Genomic DNA, 19,420 nt, shown 5'->3' with positions numbered 1-19,420 from the left:
AAAAAAGCTTATGCTATCGACCTTATCAAAGAAGATGCTCATGTGTTTAACAGGGTTATTTCTCGCTTTCTTTTTGCTGATCCATTTTCTGGGAAACTTACAGTTATTTTTACCTGAGGAGCAGGCACATTCGCAATTTAATGCTTATTCCCATTTCTTATCAGGAAATATCCTGATTAAGATAGTCTCTTATGTACTTTATCTGAGCATTATACTGCACGCCATAGATGGCTTAATTATCACGATAAAGAATAAGAAAGCAGGCGGAGACTATCAATCGGATCATCGTGGACGCGCAAGTAAGTGGTATTCGCGAAATATGGGAATTTTGGGTACGCTTATCTTAATTTTTTTAGTGATCCATTTACAGAACTTCTGGTATGTCTATAAGTTTGGCGCACCGCCGCTAGATGTCAAAGGAAACAAGGACCTCTATGTATTGGTTATTGCCGTATTCCAACAGTGGTGGTATGTGTTAATCTATGTTTTGTCAATGTTGGCTTTATGTTATCATCTTATCCATGGAATTCATAGTGCAGTGCGGACCCTAGGTCTGTATCATCCAAAATTTGTTCGTTGGTTTAAAGCAATTGGTGTTACCTATTCCATTATTATCAGTATTGGTTTTGCATTGATGCCAATTTATATATTTTTTACTGTTAACTAAAGGCGAAGACATGATTTTAAACGCAAAAATACCAACGGGACCTTTGGAGCAAAAATGGGAACGTTATAAAAAAACGGCCAAGCTTGTGAACCCAGCCAATCGGAAAAAGTTGGATGTCATTGTTGTGGGAACGGGATTAGCGGGAAGTTCGATCGCTGCATCGCTTGGCGAAATGGGCCACCGGGTCAAGTCCTTCTGCTTTCAGGACAGTCCCCGAAGAGCCCATTCTGTGGCAGCTCAAGGAGGAGTCAATGCAGCAAAAAATTATAAGAATGATGGTGATAGTGTATATCGCATGTTTGTGGATACCTTAAAGGGTGGGGATTTTCGTGCTCGTGAAGCTAATGTTTATCGGATGGCTGAATGCTCCTTGAATCTCATAGATCAAGCAGTCGCGCAGGGTGTTCCCTTTGGACGTGAATATGGAGGGTATCTAAACAACCGCTCTTTTGGTGGGGTTCAAGTGAGTCGGACATTCTACGCTAGGGGCCAGACAGGACAGCAACTGCTATTGGGAGCCTATCAAGCATTGATGCGTCAGGTTGGCAAAAAGGCTGTTCAGTTGTTTTCCCGTCATGAAATGCTGGATGTTGTTGTCATTGATGGAAAAGCACGTGGTATTATTGTTCGTAATTTGGATACCGGAGTGATCGAACGACATGCTGCCCATGCGGTTATACTCGCCACAGGGGGATATGGTAAAATCTATTATTTATCTACACTGGCGATGGGCTGTAATGGATCTGCGATTTGGAGGGCACATAAAAAAGGAGCATTGATGGCATCTCCGAGCTGGATCCAGGTTCACCCAACATCATTGCCGCAATCGGGCGATTATCAATCCAAGCTGACTTTGATGTCAGAATCTTTGCGTAACGATGGACGCATTTGGGTTCCTTTAAAACAAGAGGAACAAAGAGCGCCCAATGCTATTCCTGAAGAAGATCGGGATTACTATTTGGAACGGCGATATCCAGCATTTGGCAATCTTGCTCCGCGAGATATATCATCGAGGGCCGCCAAGGAACGAATTGATGCCGGGTTTGGTATAGGGCCTTTAAAAAATGCGGTTTACCTTGACTTTGCTAAAGCAATCAAAGAGCAAGGGAAGCAAAAGATTGAGGAGAAATACGGTAATCTCTTCGATATGTACCATAAGATTACGGGCTATGATGCATATTCCGAACCGATGATGATTTCGCCTTCGGCCCATTTTTCAATGGGAGGGCTTTGGGTAGATTATGAACTAATGACAACTTTGCCGGGTCTCTTTGCGCTTGGTGAAGCTAATTTTGCCGACCATGGTGCTAATCGCTTAGGGGCAAATTCGCTACTTCAGGCTTCTGTGGATGGCTATTTTATAGCGCCTTATACCATTGCCAATTATTTATCGAATGAAATTCACACTGGAAAAATTTCTACGGATCACCCAGAATTTGAAAAGGCAGAATCAGCAGTTAGAAAACAGATTGGCGAATTATTGCAAATCAAGGGCAAAAAGACCGTCGATCATTTTCACAAAACATTAGGCAAGTTGCTTTATGATTATTGCGGTCTAGCAAGGAATGAACAAGGACTTAACTATGCCATAAGCGAAATCAAAAAACTTAAACAGGAATTTTATAATAATGTGATGGTTAGCGGGCAACCAAATTCATTAAATACGGAATTGGAGAAAGCTGGACGTGTTGCAGATTATTTTGAAATAGGTGAATTGATGTGTTATGACGCATTGACGCGTAAAGAATCCTGTGGCGCCCATTTTAGAGAGGAATACCAAACAGCAGACGGAGAAGCCTTGAGAAATGATGCTGAATTTCAATTTATTTCTGCCTGGGCATGGAAAGAAAATGGGGAGCAACCAGAATTAATCAAAGAACAATTGACTTTTGAAGAAATACAACCTACAGTAAGAAGCTACAAATAAAATGAATAATTATGGATCTACATCTTAAAATTTGGAGACAAAAAGATAGTCAATCAACAGGAAAACTAGTTGCCTATGATCTGCAAGGGCTTAACCCGCACATGTCTTTTCTTGAAATGTTAGATACCTTGAACGAAAAGCTTATTGTCAATGGGGAAGAACCTGTCGAGTTTGATCATGATTGTAGGGAAGGTATTTGCGGCCAATGTGGCGTAATGATTAATGGTATAGCACATGGCCCGCTGAAACATACGACAACCTGTCAATTGCACCTGCGTTCCTTTAGCGATAATGATACTATAGTGATTGAACCCTTTCGATCATCCGCATTTCCAGTGAAAAAAGATCTTAAAGTAGATCGGGCTGCTTTTGACCGAATTATCTCTTTGGGAGGTTTCGTATCTATCAATACTGGTCAGGCCCCCGACGCGTCCGCTATTCCAATTTCGCATCGGTTAGCTGAAGAAGCCTTTGATTCTGCTGCATGTATTGGTTGTGGTGCGTGTGTCGCAACGTGCAAAAATGGGAGCGCAGCGTTATTTATTTCGGCCAAAATTACGCATATGGCTCTGTTACCACAGGGAAAGGAAGAAAGAAACCAACGTGTACTCAACATGGTCAAGCAAATGGATAAAGAATCTTTTGGGCATTGTTCCAATACAGAAGCCTGCGAGGTTGAATGTCCACAAGGAATATCCGTACTTAACATTGCTCGGATGAATTTTGAATATAATCGTGCTTTAATCTTTAAAAAGAAATAAGGTATTAATTTTTTTAAATTTTCGAATCATTTCTATGTGATGGTAGCGTCATTAACTCCGCTTGACATCTAACTAGTCATATATGTAGCTGATTATCCCGGAAAATAGGGATTTATGAAAAATTATACTTTTAGCGTTGGTTTTTATAGTATTTTTGAATGTTAAAAAATCGCTTAAGTTATTAGGATAGATATGAAGTGTAGAAGGTTGTTGCTTGCATTGTTCACGGGTTGTGTGATCTTAAGTTGCATGTCATGTAAAGATTTCTCAAATAAGGTATTGGGTAGTGATAAAGAGGGCCGCAGGGATACATTAAATGAAAAGTTGATTCAAAAGCAAAAAGTACCTGTTCTTTTAAATAAATGGGATTCTCTTCAAAGAAATCAAATTCATTTTACAATTGATAGCTTGCACCCTGTCCCTGTCAAGCAACAAAAACGTAACCTAAAGGATTCTTTGCGAAGAGCCTTTGATACGCATCCCAAGCATATCTATCTGACATTTGATGATGGGCCTTTGATCGGAAGTGCCGCAATTGATTCCTTGGCAAGGGAGAAAAATATAAAAGTTAGTGTGTTTTTAATTGGTAAACATGCCAATATGAGTAAAGGTAGAAAGCGGGATCTTCAAAAATATGAAAATAATCCCTTGATTGCCTGTTATAACCACAGCTATACTCATGCAAATAACCAATATTCGCGATTCTATAATAATGCCGAAAAGGCTTTTGCGGATTTTGAGAAAAATGAAAAGGATCTTAATCTTAAGCATAAAATTGTTAGGCTTCCGGGAAGAAATATCTGGATGTATGATGATATTCGGAAAATAGATTTGAAAAATGGCTCTACTACAGCTGATATGCTTCATAAAAATGGTTACCGTATTTTTGGTTGGGATGTAGAATGGCGTTTGAATAGTGTTACGGGCAATCCTACGCAAAGTCAGGCTGCGACATTATCCCATATTCATAACTTTATGAACAACAAAAGTTCGATGGTTCCCAATAATGTGGTCTTTTTAATGCATGATGATATGTTCCAGACAAAAAAGGGACAACAGGAGTTATCTACATTGATAGATGCACTAAAAAGAGATGGGTATCAATTTGAATTTATGCAAGATTATCCCATTAAATATTAATAAAAAATGGGCAGCTGTATCCAAATAGCAGAAGTCTACAATTTTTTAAATTATTCCGAATTCTTCTGGATAGACTACTGTTCCTTGCAGACCAGCTAATGCTTTTTCGCGGAGTTCAATCAACATACAGTTTTCATCTGGGACGTCAAATGGCATGTTAATACCATATTCAGCCATTGTAACATAGCCAAACCTTGGATAGTAACTGGCATGGCCCAATAAAATTATTGATCCAAAGTCAAGTTGAGCAGCAATTTTATGCGCTTCTTCAATTAATCTACCACCAACTCCCTTTCCTTGAAACTCAGGTAATACAGCTATTGGTGCCAAAGCAAGTGAAGGATAGTCCTCTTTTTTTTCTTCGTTGTGAATTTTGATTTTTGTAAGTAAGATGTAGCCAATTGGCTTATTGTTAACTTCTGCTATTAAGGAAAGCTTAGGAATAAATTCGGGTGACTGACGTAATTTTTCAACAAGAAATTGTTCCTGATGAGTACTGTGTTCCTCATATTTAAATGCTTGCTCAATCAGGTCAAAAACTGCCTGATAATCATTTACGCTTTCCTGTCTGATGTAAATATTCATTATATGTTTTTTTGGGAAACTATATTTTATATTATTCTTGCTATTAAAATTAAGAAATAAAGCTATTTGTCACAAAAGTGCTGTATCCGTATAATTATATACCATTGGAATTAATATGTACGATCTAATCTTTCTAAACTATAACAGTTGTATCTTAAGGAAAGGATGTATGTATTAAAACGATATTTATTAAGATCTTAAAATGTGACTATTTACAACATATATTATATTAATGTGGATACAGTAGTATAGCGTGTATGTACACAAAATAGTGACACTGATTGTTGGGTTAATTGTAACTTTCTTGTAATAAATGTTTTATGTATATATGTGCAAATAGTGTGAAAATAACACTTGTATTATTTGTTTATTTTTGTAATTTCATATAATCAAAAATTCAATTATAAACCGCCTTTGATAAGATCCTAAACCTAGGATCTTGCAGAAGCAAATAATAACTAATAAACATACAATTTAAACCATTAAACAGTTTTTATGATTAATTGCCATTATTTCTCAAATCAATGGAAGAGAGCATTTTGGACTGGATCGCTGTGCTCTTTGGTAGCGCTGAGTCCTCAGTCTGTAGATGCCGCGACCTTCGCGAATTACGGAAATCTCTTTCAACAAGAATTAAGTGTTACTGGTGTCGTACGAGATGAGGCGGGAATGCCGATTTCGGGCGTTACTGTATCGGTCAATGGGACGAATTTAGTCACCAAAACAGACAATGAAGGCCGTTACAAATTGGATAAGGTTCCTGCTAACGGGACAGTCAATTTTAGGATGGTTGGTAAACAGACAGTGGATGAAGCAGTCAAAGGGCGAAAAGCTATAGATGTGACGATCTTAAACTCTCAATCCAGTCTTGACGAAGTCGTTGTTGTAGGTTACGGGAAACAGCGGAAAGAAACAGTAACGGGCGCGGTAGCTACAGTTAAAGGAAGTGATCTTGCGCAGTCCCCAGCATTGAATGTCTCCAATGCGATGACTGGAAGAATCCCCGGTGTAATCGCTACCAATGGTAGTGCGGAGCCTGGATATGACGGATCGACAATCAAGATCCGGGGTACAAATACGTTGGGAAATAGCAGCCCACTCGTCGTTATTGATGGTGTTCCAGCTCGTGAAGGCGGAATTGAGCGACTTAATCCTCGGGATATTGAGAACATCTCTGTCTTAAAAGATGCTTCGGCCGCAATCTACGGTGCAAGAGCTGCAAATGGCGTTATTCTTGTAACAACACGCCGTGGAAAGACAGGCAAGCCACAGTTTTCTTATACCTTTAATCAAGGATATTCCCAACCAACAGTAATTCCCAAATTGACCGATGCGACACAGTTTGCTGAAATTCGCAACGAACTTGAAATTTACAATCTTCCGGTGGATGAATGGTCATCAGCATTAACAGACCTAAACGGGAAGGGATCTTATACCAAGAAGGATGGTACTGTCTTGGGAGCACCTTTTAAACCTGAGGATATCCAAAAGTTTAAAGATGGTTCTGATCCTTGGGGGCACCCCAATACTGACTGGTACAAGTCCACATTGAAAGATTGGTCACCTCAACAACGTCATAATCTTCAAATTAATGGGGGTACTGAAGACGTAAAATACCTTTTGTCATTAGGGTACCAAAATCAAGATGCTTATTACAAAAATTCTGCAACCGGTTACAAGCAGTATGATCTAAGAATTAATCTGGATGCGAATATAAGTCAGTATATTAAAACACAATTTGGTGTATTGGGTAGGCAGGAAAACCGCAATTTCCCAACCAAAAGTGCAGGTACGATCTTTCGGATGCTGATGCGTGGAAATCCGACGCAACCCGCCATTTGGCCTAATGGAAAACCTGGACCAGATATCGAGAATGGCGAAAATCCGGTGGTTATTACGACAAATTCTACTGGATATGACCGGGATAAACGTTATTATTTCCAAACAAATGGACAAGTAGATATTACGAATCCATGGATTGAAGGCCTGAAATTAACATTAAATGCTTCTGTAGACAAATATGTGAAAAACCAAAAAACTTGGGTGACACCTTGGACGTTGTATTCTTGGCCGGGAGGTTACGAAGCTGATGGCAAAACACCCCTGTTGCAAGCTGGTCGGCGTGGCCCAGCAGACCCAAATCTCAATCAAAGCAACGAGGATCAACTCAACATTTTGTTAGGGGGTATTTTAAGTTTTGACCGAAAATTTGGCGATCATCAAGTAAATGCCATCGCTGGTGTAAACCGAGAAACCATTGACAACGACAAGTTTAGTGCCTATCGACGTTATTTTCTGTCGAACAGTATCGATTACCTTTTCGCGGGGGGAGAGCAAGAAAAAAATAATGATGGAGCAGCTTGGAAGCGGGCAAGGTTGAATTATTTTGGTCGTTTTGGCTATAATTACAAAAGTAAATATATTGCAGAGTTTCTCTGGCGTTATGACGGCTCTTATATGTTCCCAGAGAGTGAACGTTTTGGCTTTTTCCCGGGGGCAATGGCCGGTTGGGTTGTATCTGAAGAGAACTTCTGGAAAGAAAATATTCCCGTAATCAACTATTTCAAAATCCGTGCGTCCTATGGTCAAATGGGTAATGATAATATTTATTGGGAAGATAAATTACAAGAATACCAATACTTTTCAACCTATTCATTTGGAACCTATATTGTGGACGACAAGTTGGCCAAAACACTGTTTGAAAGTAGGGTGCCAAACGAAATGGTCACCTGGGAGGTCGCCAATAACTATAACTTAGGTTTCGACTTTCAATTTCTACAGGGTAAGTTGAATTTTGAGTTTGATATCTTCAAAAATCGTAGAAACTCTATTCTATGGCGGAAAAATGCTTCTGTTCCACAAAGTACTGGTATGACACTACCAGCTGAGAACATTGGTAAAGTAGATAATAAAGGCTGGGAATTTAATCTGGGGTATAAAGGTAAGGCGGGCGAGCTTGGGTACACTGTAAGCGTTAATGGTGGCTATGCGAAGAATAAAATTATTTTCTGGGATGAGGCACCTGGAGCTCCAGCATGGCAACAAAGCACTGGCAAACCAATCAAAACAGATATCTACTACATCTATGATGGTGTATTTCGAGATATGGAGGATATCGCCGCGAATAAACTTGATTACAGTGCTATTACAAAGACTTTACGTCCAGGTGATATGAAATATCAAGACTATGATGGTGATGGGAAAATTACGCCAGATGATAAAGTAAGAAGAGATAAAAATAGTGATCCAACATTTCAGGGTGGATTCAATTTTAGCTTGAACTATAAGGATTTTGATTTGTCCGTTTTATTCCAAGGCGCCACAGGTGGAGAGATTCGTGTTGGTACCGACGAATCGGGCTCTATTGGTAATTTTTTAGAAGAATTCTACGATAAACGATGGAGTATAACCAATCCAAGCAGTGAATACCCCCGACTAACGGATCGCAGTAACCAATATTACTCGTACAATAATACCTATTGGATGCGAAGCACCGATTATCTACGGCTAAAAAATGTGGAATTAGGTTACAATCTTCCGTCGACAATCTGCGATAAAATTGGCATCGGCTCATTGCGGGTGTATGCAAATGGCATGAATTTAATAACCTGGAGCAAGATCAAGATGTATGACCCGGAAGCAGTAAATGCATTGGGACAATATTATCCGCAGGCGAGATTAATTAATGCGGGCGTATTGTTATCCTTTTAATTGCTAAAGAATTATGAAAATAAACAAAGGACTACAGGGGAGTACCGGTGAGTATACAGGTTCTCAAAATAATGAAAAGCCTATGAAAACTTATTCTCAGAAATATAAATCAGATAAGAAAATGAAAAAAATTGCAAATATATCCCTGCTTTTGCTTGTATTATCGGCTGGTTTCCAGTCCTGTAATGATGATTTTGTTAATACAAAACCACTCAGTGAGGTTCCCAATGAATTGGTATGGTCCGACGCAGGACTGTCTGAAGCTTTCGTAGTCGAAATATACAATGGCTTTGGTGTCGGTGGTTTTTACGAACAAGAAATGGCTTCCATGACAGACGAGGCATTATTCACGCATCCAAATCGCGGCATTAATACCGTAACTGAAGCACGTTCCAATCCGGCAGACCAAGGTTACATCATGGATACCTATGAATATGGACGTATGTATGTGCGTATTCGAGCAACCAATATTGCGATCGCTAATTTGAAGGAGGCCAAGTTTGATCAAGTAAAAGCGAATAAATTGTTAGGTGAGGCTTATTTTTTGCGTGGATATTATTATCAACAGCTTTTGCGTTTTTATGGTGCTGTACCGATAGATAATAAGATCTATACCTTGACTGATAAAGATTATATGGTACCAAGAAATAGCTATGCCGAGTGTGTTGATGCCATCGTCAATGATCTTGACAGCGCAAGCCTGCTTTTAAAAGATTCAAAGGCTGCTAAAGGACGCGCGAGTGAAACAGCTGCATTGGCATTAAAATCGCGCGTGCTATTATATGCCGCGAGTGATCTCCACGACGCCAATAAGGCAGGTGCCAAATCTCCGCTTCTGAAAGCTTACGCAAAACCAGAATACATAATGTATACCAGTGGTAGTCAAACTGAGCGATGGACTAAGGCAAAGGAAGCAGCAAAAGCTGTTTTGAACCGCGCTGAATTTGCCTATAAACTTGATTTGACAGCTGCGGTGTCTGCAGAAGAAGGAACTGCAAATTATATGGCTTTGTCCCTAGGTGGTGGAAGTAAAATGGCAGACGCTGGAGCAGCGAGGGATATGATCTTAGGTCGTTATTTTGTTGACGAAAAAGACGAACGCGGTGGCTGGGTAGGACGTGACAACGGACCCAATGGATACCATAATTGGGCGGGTAATACCCCAATACAATTGTTGGTAGATGATTACGAGACGAATGACGGGCAAAAGTTTGATTGGTCAAACGCTGCCATGGCTTCGGCCCCCTATCAAAATCGTGACCCGAGACTGAAAGCCACAATTTTATATGATGGCGCAGATTGGAAACCAAGAACAGCAGATGTGACCAAAAGAGATCCTAGCAATCAGATCCAGACTGGTCAATATGAAATTATCAATGCTGGAGGCCAAAAGAACACGCATTTTGGATTGGATACCAGAAAAAGTGCTGTTGAAGATTGGAATGGTTCAAGGACGGGGTATTATATGCGTAAATTTGTAGATCCTGATCCTGCACAAGAAGATCAAAATACGAGACAGCGTATTCCTTGGCCGATGTTACGCTATACCGAAGCTGTATTAAACTATGTGGAAGCCTGTATTGAACTGGGTGAGGAAGCAGAAGCAAAAACTTGGTTAAACAAAATTCGGTTTCGAGTTGGAATGCCAGCAATCACCGAGACAGGTATGGCACTTAAAAACCGCTATAGAAATGAACGTAGAATAGAATTGGCTTATGAAGAACATCGTTTTTTTGATGCAAGACGTTGGATGATCGCCGCCGAAACGATAGGACGGAAAGCAAATATAATTAATATCACAGGGACATTGAAAGATGGCAAAAAAGTAACCATATATAAATACGACCCTACTAACTACAGCTACAAATACGTTGTAAGTAACATTGATCCCGGAATCGAGAATAGAAATTGGGATGACAAGATGTATTTTACGTCCTTACATCGTGACGAGATAAATCGGAATACCAAACTCATCCAGAATCCTGGATACTAAGACGCTAAACCAAACATCTCTCCGAAAATTTTCGGAGAGATGTTTTTATTATGCCTTTTTATGACGTTCAATGTTGGGTAATAATCCGGTCACAATACCGATTAAGGGTAGATAAGCACAGATATTGAACACATGTTCAATGGAGGTCTTATCGGCCAGCCATCCCAAAATCGCAGAACCGATCCCACCCATTCCAAAGGCAAGACCAAAAAATAAACCTGCAATTAAACCTACTTTTCCTGGAATCAATTCCGTGGCGTAAACTAATATTGCTGAGAAAGCAGAGGATATGATCAATCCGATCAGAATGGACAATACCACAGTCAATATTAAGCCCGCATGTGGCAAAAGCAATGTAAAAGGCGCTGCGCCAAGTATGGAAATCCAAATAATAAGCTTGCGTCCGTAGCGATCACCTAATGGGCCACCAAGTATTGTTCCCACTGCTACTGATGCCAGGAAAACAAAGAGATAAATTTGTGATTCTTGTACGCTAATGCCAAACTTATCGATTAGGTAAAACGTAAAGTAGCTGGTCATGGATGCCATATAGAAATATTTTGAAAATATGAGAATCAACAAAATAACTAAGGCAAAGATAATTTTAGATTTTGAAAAGTTTGATTTTGACTGTGTGGTGCTAAGTGTTGCGACGGTGGATTTCGGCTTAAGGTGCAATTGATACCAATTTCCAACATAGGTAAGGATTAAGATAGCTAAAATTGCCAACACACCAAAAACACCGATATATTGTTGACCAAATGGGATAACGATCAGCGCGGCAAGGAGTGGACCTATCGCGCCACCTGCATTTCCCCCCACCTGAAAAATTGATTGCGCCAATCCTTTTTTGCCGCCAGAGGCCAAATGGGCAACACGGGAAGCCTCGGGGTGAAAAATTGAGGACCCCATCCCGATCAGGCTCACTGAAAGTAGGATATAAATAAAACTAGAGGCGAAAGCAATACAAAGTAAACCAGCTAGCGAAAACAACATGCCAATTGCCAGAGACCTCGGCGTGGGATTTTTGTCGGTATAAAGTCCAACAAAAGGCTGCAGGATAGAGGCCGTCAGCTGAAATACTAAGGTAATAATACCGATTTGGGTAAAACTAAGGGCATAATTAGATTTTAATAAGGGATAAACAGCTGGAATAACCGACTGAATGAGATCATTCAACAAATGAGAAATGCTAATTGCAAATAAAATAGGGTAGACTGTCTGGGAACTGTTCCAAGAACCATCAGCTTTTAAAGATTCTGTTTTCATAAATTAATACATCAGGTCATCTGATGTTTTTAATGTGATTTATATGTTTGATTGTCGGGATTATACACTACAAGAAGTTAGAAAATTATTTATGTTGGATAATTTGAGTTGCTAGTGCAACAGCCTGTTGGATATTTTTATTTTTAATTGCTTCCATCAGATCCTCATGTCGTTTTTGTGAGATCAGAAAAGGACTGGTGTCCTTATAAATTTCCGTGAAAAATTTATTAACGTGAACCGATAAGGTATTGTATAATGCTTTTAAGATACTATTTCCACAAGATTCGGCAATAGCGCTATGAAAAGCGATGTCTGCTTCTACACAAAGAGTAAAATTCCCACTGTTGGCATATTTGGCTCTATTTTTAAGGGCAATAGCCATATCTCTCAGACCTTTTGTCGTTCGATTCACTGCAGCCTTTTCAATAATTTTCAGTTCCAAAACCTGTCTGACCTCAAAAATATCGTTGAAATTACCCTTTTCAATTTCCGCGTCAAGCGCGTGATGTCCAGTCACTCTTTTAACAAATGTTCCTAAACCTTGTTGAACATGCAGATAACCAGATTGACTTAAATATTTAATGGCCTCGCGAATTGTTGATCTTCCTACAGCAAACTGCTTCATGAGTTCCGGCTCAGCAGGGAGTTTCGAATCTATAGGGAAATTACCCAATTTGATTTTTTCTTCAATTGCGGAAGCAACCTCCTCAGCTAAAGATCTCCGTACGATGTGTTCAGTTTTCATATAGTCATATCATCTGATGATTGCAAAGGTATGATAATTTTAAGCTGGAACGCAAATAAATTTTTAAATTAATATCCAGTGCATGATGAAAGCTCTTTTTGACTTAATTATTGCCGGGGAGCGTTGGTAGTGAAGTGCAGTGTTTGATGAATCTATAAGATGTATTCAAAATAAAACAAAATGCCAGAAATTTTCTTTTAGTAGATAACTAAACTAAAAAAAATGAGTAATTCACGTAGAGATTTTATAAAAAAAGCAGGGCTGCTTGGGGCTAGTATGTATACAGGAACACACGCATTTAGCGTTTCAAGTTATCGACGGATTATTGGAGCCAATGATCGAATCAATATCGGGGTGGTTGGATTTTCAGATCGGCATAAAGGGGCACATGCGCCCTCATTTCTTGCGGCTTATAAAGATTTGAATTTCGATATTATCGCTGTAAGCGATATTTGGAAGTTGCGTCGCGAAGAAGGTGTGGAATTCTGGAAACAAAAATTGGGACATTCAATTAAGCCATGCTTGAATAATGAGTCCCTGTATGATATCAAAGATATCGATGCAGTCTTTGTTTCAACATCAGATTTTCAGCATGCATTACACGCGATAGAGGCTGTAAATGCAGGTAAGGATGCGTACGTGGAGAAACCACTCGCCGAAACAATGGAAGACGCGCGTGCGGTATTAAAAGCGGTTAAAGATAGCAAGAAGATTGTGCAGATTGGTTCGCAACGTCGGAGCGGCGTGAATTACTTTGCAGCAAATGATTTTATCAAAAGTGGGAAATTCGGAAATATCGTCATGGTGGAACTTACGTGGAACGTAAACCAGCCAGGGCGATGGCGCAGACCTGATCTAGTTGCCAAACTAAAAGAAGAAGACACCGACTGGAAACGCTTTTTGCTCAATCGTCCTGATGTACCTTTCAATGCCAGACATTATCTTGAGTACCGTTTATTCTGGCCCTATTCATCTGGTATTCCTGGACAATGGTTATGCCACCAGATTGATACAGTGCATTGGTTTACAGGTCTTCCGAACCCACGAAGTGTTGTCGTGAATGGAGGGAACTATCTTTGGAAAGACGGTAGGGAAAATGCGGATACGTTTACTGCCGTATTTGACTATGGTCCGTTAGAAGATTTGACTCAAGGATTTCAGGTATTGTTTAAATCCAGACAGACAAATTCCGGCGTAATGAAAGGTGAGGAGGTAAAGGAAATTTATTATAGCAATGGCGGAACACTCAACTTAGATAGCAATAAAATATCTGCCACAGGTGGCCTGACCGAGGAGTATGCCAGTGCAATGGGTATGAAAGCGAATCTATTGCCTGATATTAGTTTGAATAATATTCGGGTAAGTACTGCAGCTAATACTGGAGGGGATGTTGTCACCTTGGCGCATATACGTAATTGGATGGAATGCGTGCGCAGTCGTAAAGAACCCAATGCGCCAATTGAAGTCGGTTACAACCATTCGATTGCTGTTATTATGGCAAATGCAGCCTATAGGACAGGAGAAAAAGTCACTTTCGACAATAAACAACAAGAAGTGATAGCAGGCGGTAGGGCATTCAAATATTAACCAAGTTAAACTTAGATCAATCCAACAAATGAAAAAAATATTCCTATTTTCACTTCTTCTGATTGTCATGATGCCAATGGTGTCCGCTCAGAAAAAACAATTTATAGCCGTTCGAGAAGATAAAGCACGTAAAGAAGTTATTATCACGGCGAATGATCGACCTTTTACAGCTTTTATCTACCCAGATAATTTGGAAAAACCTACATTGTACCCAATTTTTTCGGCGAAGGGGGATATTATTACCAGAGGCTTTCCGTTAGACCCACGGCCGAATGAACCGACAGATCATCCACATCATATTGGCTTGTGGATGAACTATGAAAGTGTGAATGGTCTTGATTTTTGGAACAATTCGTCTGCTATACCTGAAGCCAAGAAACCGAACTATGGATGGATCACAACGACATCCATCTCCGAAACCCAAAGTGGTGCGGCGGGTATACTAAAATACACGGCAGACTGGCGCGACATGAAAAGACATGTCTTATTGAAAGAACATACGGCTTTCACTTTTACGGCAACTGCGAACCTTCGAATTATCGACCGGACGACAACGCTTACTGCTATGGACTCTGTTTCTTTTATAGATGTTAAAGATGGCTTACTTGGCCTTCGTGTTGCGCACGAGCTGGAATTACCTTCCAAAGAAGAACGAAAGTTTACTGATATACACGGTTCCGTAACTAAAGTTAAAAGTAATCTTGCAAGCAATGTTACGGGCCACTATCTGACGAGTGAAAATAAGGTGGATGATGCTGCTTGGGGTACCCGTGGAAAATGGTGTATGCTTTATGGACAAAAAGGAAATGATACCATTAGCGTTGTCATTATGGACAATCCAGATAATGTCGGCTATCCAACCTATTGGCACGCGCGGGGATATGGTTTATTTGCTGCAAATCCGCTTGGGCAAAAAGTTTTTAGCAAGGGAAATGAAGTATTGAATTTAAGACTTGAAAAAGGCAATTCAGTTACATTTCGCTATCGTATCGTCATCGCATCAGACAAGGAAAGATTGTCAAATAATGCCATAGAAAAGTTATGGGAAGAATTTGCTTTTGCCGATAAGAAGGTCAAAAAGTAGTCGCGATTTGTCCTTAACCAATGCAGTATACGTGGCTTGGCAACTATGGGTTGATAATTGGAACTAAAAGTAGTGGAACAACAACTAGAAGTAGTTGTTATTTTATCCTTCTACCTTAACAAACAGGTATTATAAAACACTCCAAACAATTCGTTTCGATGGGGCAATGATGGACAAGCTAACATTTGCTTCGCTCAAGGGTTTAGGCCTAGATCTTTCTCTTGCTAAAACCCTATAAGTGGACAGTTCTTGGCAAAATGAGCACTGTTTTCATCTACCCTCGAAAGCTCCAATACAATTTTCGAGGGTAGTAATATGGATTTCCCCATTCGGGAGTGCGTCATATATAGTTTTGGTACTGGCATGTTTGAAAGAAACTGACTTTAGTAAGTTTTTTTTAACTTAGGACATTAAATTGATTTTATGAAAAAACTTCCAATTTTATTTTTTTTATTGATTTCAAGTGTGGGCTATTCTCAAAACCTTTCACCGTACGAGAAAGGCAATGGTAATCAGTCGACTACGTTTGAGGAAATGCGCAAATTCTATCAGGGATTGGCGAATCAATTTCCCGCAATCAGTTATGAAACAAAGGGAGAAGATGATAACCGGGCCCCGATCGATGTTGTTATATTCAATCCATCGCAACAAACCTTGGAAGAGGCAAGAGAAAATAAATCGGTACTGTTTATTAACAATGGTATTCACCCCGGGGAGCCCGACGGAATTGATGCAACTATGATGCTTATGAGAGATCTGGCAACGGGCAGGATAAAAACACCTAAGCATGTTATTATAGCTGCGATAGCGAGCTATAACGTCAGCGGAATGCTAAATCGCAACGGGTTTTCCAGAGCGAATCAAAATGGCCCCGAAGAGTATGGCTTTCGTGGAAACGCAAGAAATTATGATCTCAATAGGGATTTTATCAAAACAGATACTAAAAATTCGCGAAGTTTTCAGCGGGTTTTTCAATGGATAAAGCCAGATGTTTTTATTGACAACCATGTCAGCAATGGCGCAGACTATCAATATACGTTTACTTATATTTCAACGAATAAAGAGCGATTGGGAAGGGCATTGGGTGATTATTTTAGTGGTCATATGCAAAAAAAAATTCTCATAGATTTAGAGAATGGGGGATTTATTTCTGTTCCTTATGTCAATATTCACCATGATATTCCCGATGGTGGCTTTCCAGTTTTTATGGATTCACCGAGGTATGCAACTGGCTATACCAGTCTTTTCAATGTCATCGGTACTGTCGTCGAAACACATATGCTGAAGCCGTATCGCGAACGGGTAAAAGCAACGTATGATTATATGCTATATACACTCAATTTTATGGACAAGAACCATCAGGTTATTCGACAAAAAAGAACAGATAATCTGAGTCAGTACGGTATAGGGAACAATTATCCTATAGCCTGGAAACTTGATTCTACGAAATATGAAAATATTAATTTTAAAGGTTTTGAAGCGAAATATAAGCCCAGCGATGTTTCCTCAGAAAATAGATTGTGGTATGACCGAAATTCAAAATTTTCAAAGCAAGTCAAATTGTACAACACTTATTTTCCAACAAAGGAAGTTGTAATTCCGAAGTATTATGTAATCCCCCAATCCGAATGGAAAGTTATTGACTTATTGAAGCTCAATCAGATTAAAATGAATCCCATACTACGAGATACTATCATAACTGTGGAACAGTATAGGATCAAAGATTTTAAAACAACTTCAGTACCTTACGAAGGGCATTATCTCCATTATGATACCGATGTGTTCAGGGAAATGAAGGAAGTGAGGTTCAGGGCAGGAGACTTTTTGGTTCCGCTGGATCAGGATGGCATAAAATATCTTATGGAGACACTGGAACCCGAAGCAATGGACTCCTATTTCAACTGGAATTTCTTTGATGCGATCCTTGGACAAAAAGAATATTACTCTGCCTATGTTTTTGAAGATACGGCAGCCAAACTTTTAAAAGAAAATAAGGATTTAAAATCTGCGTTTGATAAAGAAAAAGCAAGTAGTCCAAAATTTGCAGCTGACGGAAAAGCCCAATTGGATTGGGTATATAAGCATTCGAACTATTATGAAAAATCACATCTACTGTATCCGATTTTTAGAATAGTGCCTTAACGCGGTATATCTTGTTTCCTAACATCAAAACCCGAACCGACAAGAACTACCGACGTTTTGATCTGTCGGCGGAATATTCCAGTATTGTCGTAATAGAAATTCCTTTTCTAAGTGCGTTACTTGTCGGAACCCATTTTTTACATAAAACCCAATTGCCCAGGTGGTGTCAGCCCAGGTTCCGATCAAGATTGGTTTAGCGGTAAGACTTGACTCCGCGATTTGCTCCCGCGGTCAGGGATTTCGAGCCAAATGATTCGTTATACGGAACATTATGCGTTAGAAAATCAATATAAATCAATACGTTTTGATGCTTTCTCGTTGAATAATCAGACTAATACCGTGTGTCTTAAAAAGGGATATAAATTTGTCGGAATGGTCTCTTTCCGAAAAGGATTATTTAATTGTTATGAAAAGGAGATTTATCCTGTATAGGATCTAAAATCACTTTTTGCCGGTCGTACAGAATAACTTTGAAGTGATACATCAAGAAGCTAGTGAATAAGGTCAAAAACGCCAATACACCCAAATAAAAGTATCCCTTTTTAACAAAAGAGATACTTTTATTTAAGCTATTTTGCGAGCTGATTTCTTAAGCTTGTTTACAGACCGATGGAGCAAGCTTTGTCGCTATACTTTCCTCATCCTCTGTTTGCGTTTTTGGGAAGGTGACAAAACTCATCGCAAATGTTACCGCTAATAGCAAGACACTTACCCATAAAACATAATGTACACCATAGTAGGCGCTTATTATTCCTCCGAGAAAAGCACCCAAGGAAATTCCGATATTGAAGGATGAAGTAAGTAAGCTATTCACAAATTCAAGGGCGTGATGGGGAATCGACTGAGTTGTCCGAATATTTGAAACCAGAAATCCACCCGTATGAATCATTCCCCAGATGGAGACTATAATGACCATTGGTGCAAATATTCCGCCTAAGTAGTAAGCGAGCACCTGTACTGCGATTAAAGAAGCCAAAAAGAATCTTGCTGTTAATAGCACGTTTCTGTTTAAGGCCAGGCCCATCAGCCAATTTCCTAACGTTCCCATGCCACCGAAGAGCAGTAACATAACGCTGATCTGTGCACCATCCATCTTAGTAATTTGTTCAAGATAGGCGGTAAGATAGGTATAACTGGAAAACATCGCCGCTAGTGTACAAATGGTTGAAATCAGGTTGAGCCACAAAAGAGGACTTTTCATTACGGCGATCTGATTTTGAGTGGATTTTGTATTGTCCGCAGGAATAGAAGGTATAAAAACCAACAGACCTATAAAAGCAATTAGACTGATGGCGCTGCTTAGGAAAAATGAAGCCTGCCAATTATTAAATAGATCTACCGCATAGGTTGTTAACGGGATTCCAAGGACAGTTGCTAAGCTAAGACCCAACATGACCGTGGAAACCCCCTTTGCTCCGCTATTTTTAAAAGCAATAGCGATAGAGATATTCCAAAATAGCGGATGTAATATTGCTGGCAGGATGCGGGCCACCATCAGCATAGTGAAATTTGAAGAAAATGCGGAAATTAAGTTTGAGAGGACAAATATGCTCATAACCAGACATAAAAGAAGTTTTCGATTTATTTTGGTTGTGAAGGAAGTGATAAAAGGTGACGAAACCGCCACCGTTATCGCAAATGCGCTGAGTAGCCATCCGGCAGTATCTAATGATATGCCGAACTCTCGGCTAATTGTCGGAAGGATTCCAACTATTCCAAATTCAGTTGTAATTATGCCAAATGCACCGAGTGCGAGGACGTAGATTGATTTTTTCATTGCTATCTAAAGTTTTGATGTAGCAAATTTGA

Annotated in this window: 13 protein-coding genes; 9 read left to right on the top strand and 4 right to left on the bottom strand. The window is 39.6% G+C overall.

The window, feature by feature from the left end; translation table 11 throughout:
* Positions 1 to 10: 10 nt before the first annotated feature.
* From HPC41_RS11410 to HPC41_RS11395, 4 genes are all read left to right on the top strand, one after another.
* Entirely contained in the window at positions 11 to 667 is a 657-nt protein-coding gene (locus HPC41_RS11410) for a succinate dehydrogenase cytochrome b subunit (protein ID WP_172394143.1), read from the top strand.
* A 10-nt stretch (positions 668 to 677) separates the two neighbouring features.
* Positions 678 to 2,594: a fumarate reductase/succinate dehydrogenase flavoprotein subunit gene (locus tag HPC41_RS11405; RefSeq protein WP_172394142.1), complete on the top strand. Its 1,917-nt coding sequence runs from the start codon at positions 678 to 680 to the stop codon at positions 2,592 to 2,594.
* A gap of 11 nt (positions 2,595 to 2,605) precedes the next feature.
* On the top strand, positions 2,606 to 3,355 hold the full coding sequence (locus HPC41_RS11400; protein ID WP_172394141.1) for a succinate dehydrogenase/fumarate reductase iron-sulfur subunit: 750 nt from the start codon (positions 2,606 to 2,608) through the stop codon (positions 3,353 to 3,355).
* A gap of 192 nt (positions 3,356 to 3,547) precedes the next feature.
* A complete protein-coding gene (locus tag HPC41_RS11395) occupies positions 3,548 to 4,495 on the top strand; it encodes a polysaccharide deacetylase family protein (protein ID WP_246250593.1) in 948 nt (315 codons plus the stop codon).
* Between the two features lie 45 nt (positions 4,496 to 4,540).
* Here the strand turns inward: HPC41_RS11395 and HPC41_RS11390 are convergent, their stop codons facing one another.
* Positions 4,541 to 5,080, bottom strand: a complete 540-nt coding sequence (locus HPC41_RS11390; protein ID WP_172394140.1) for a GNAT family N-acetyltransferase — start codon at positions 5,078 to 5,080, stop codon at positions 4,541 to 4,543.
* Positions 5,081 to 5,575: 495 nt separating this feature from the next.
* Here HPC41_RS11390 and HPC41_RS11385 point away from each other — a divergent pair, with 495 nt between their 5' ends.
* Entirely contained in the window at positions 5,576 to 8,791 is a 3,216-nt protein-coding gene (locus HPC41_RS11385; RefSeq protein ID WP_172394139.1) for a SusC/RagA family TonB-linked outer membrane protein, read from the top strand.
* 13 nt (positions 8,792 to 8,804) lie between these two features.
* Complete coding sequence (locus HPC41_RS11380) at positions 8,805 to 10,784, top strand: RagB/SusD family nutrient uptake outer membrane protein (protein ID WP_246250591.1); 1,980 nt, start codon at positions 8,805 to 8,807, stop codon at positions 10,782 to 10,784.
* A gap of 48 nt (positions 10,785 to 10,832) precedes the next feature.
* On the opposite strand, the gene HPC41_RS11375 is transcribed toward HPC41_RS11380, so the two are convergent.
* Positions 10,833 to 12,053 carry an MFS transporter gene (locus HPC41_RS11375; RefSeq protein ID WP_172394138.1) on the bottom strand — a complete coding sequence of 407 codons (1,221 nt, stop codon included), beginning with the start codon at positions 12,051 to 12,053 and terminating at the stop codon, positions 10,833 to 10,835.
* 85 nt (positions 12,054 to 12,138) lie between these two features.
* Positions 12,139 to 12,798, bottom strand: a complete 660-nt coding sequence (locus tag HPC41_RS11370; RefSeq protein WP_172394137.1) for a FadR/GntR family transcriptional regulator — start codon at positions 12,796 to 12,798, stop codon at positions 12,139 to 12,141.
* 222 nt (positions 12,799 to 13,020) lie between these two features.
* Here HPC41_RS11370 and HPC41_RS11365 point away from each other — a divergent pair, with 222 nt between their 5' ends.
* From HPC41_RS11365 to HPC41_RS11355, 3 genes are all read left to right on the top strand, one after another.
* On the top strand, positions 13,021 to 14,385 hold the full coding sequence (locus HPC41_RS11365) for a Gfo/Idh/MocA family protein (protein WP_172394136.1): 1,365 nt from the start codon (positions 13,021 to 13,023) through the stop codon (positions 14,383 to 14,385).
* Positions 14,386 to 14,413: 28 nt separating this feature from the next.
* Positions 14,414 to 15,469 (top strand): DUF6807 domain-containing protein, encoded by a 1,056-nt coding sequence (locus tag HPC41_RS11360; protein ID WP_172394135.1) that lies wholly within the window; start codon positions 14,414 to 14,416, stop codon positions 15,467 to 15,469.
* Positions 15,470 to 15,892: 423 nt separating this feature from the next.
* On the top strand, positions 15,893 to 17,611 hold the full coding sequence (locus HPC41_RS11355; protein WP_172394134.1) for a M14 family zinc carboxypeptidase: 1,719 nt from the start codon (positions 15,893 to 15,895) through the stop codon (positions 17,609 to 17,611).
* Positions 17,612 to 18,200: 589 nt separating this feature from the next.
* Here HPC41_RS11355 and HPC41_RS11350 read toward each other — a convergent pair.
* Complete coding sequence (locus HPC41_RS11350) at positions 18,201 to 19,388, bottom strand: MFS transporter (protein ID WP_172394133.1); 1,188 nt, start codon at positions 19,386 to 19,388, stop codon at positions 18,201 to 18,203.
* Positions 19,389 to 19,420: the final 32 nt, after the last annotated feature.

The sequence above is a fragment of the Sphingobacterium prati genome (genome assembly GCF_013167215.1).
Classification (GTDB): domain Bacteria; phylum Bacteroidota; class Bacteroidia; order Sphingobacteriales; family Sphingobacteriaceae; genus Sphingobacterium; species Sphingobacterium prati.
The sequence above is the reverse complement of the archived record's forward strand: the minus strand, read 5'-3'. Positions and strand labels throughout refer to the sequence as shown.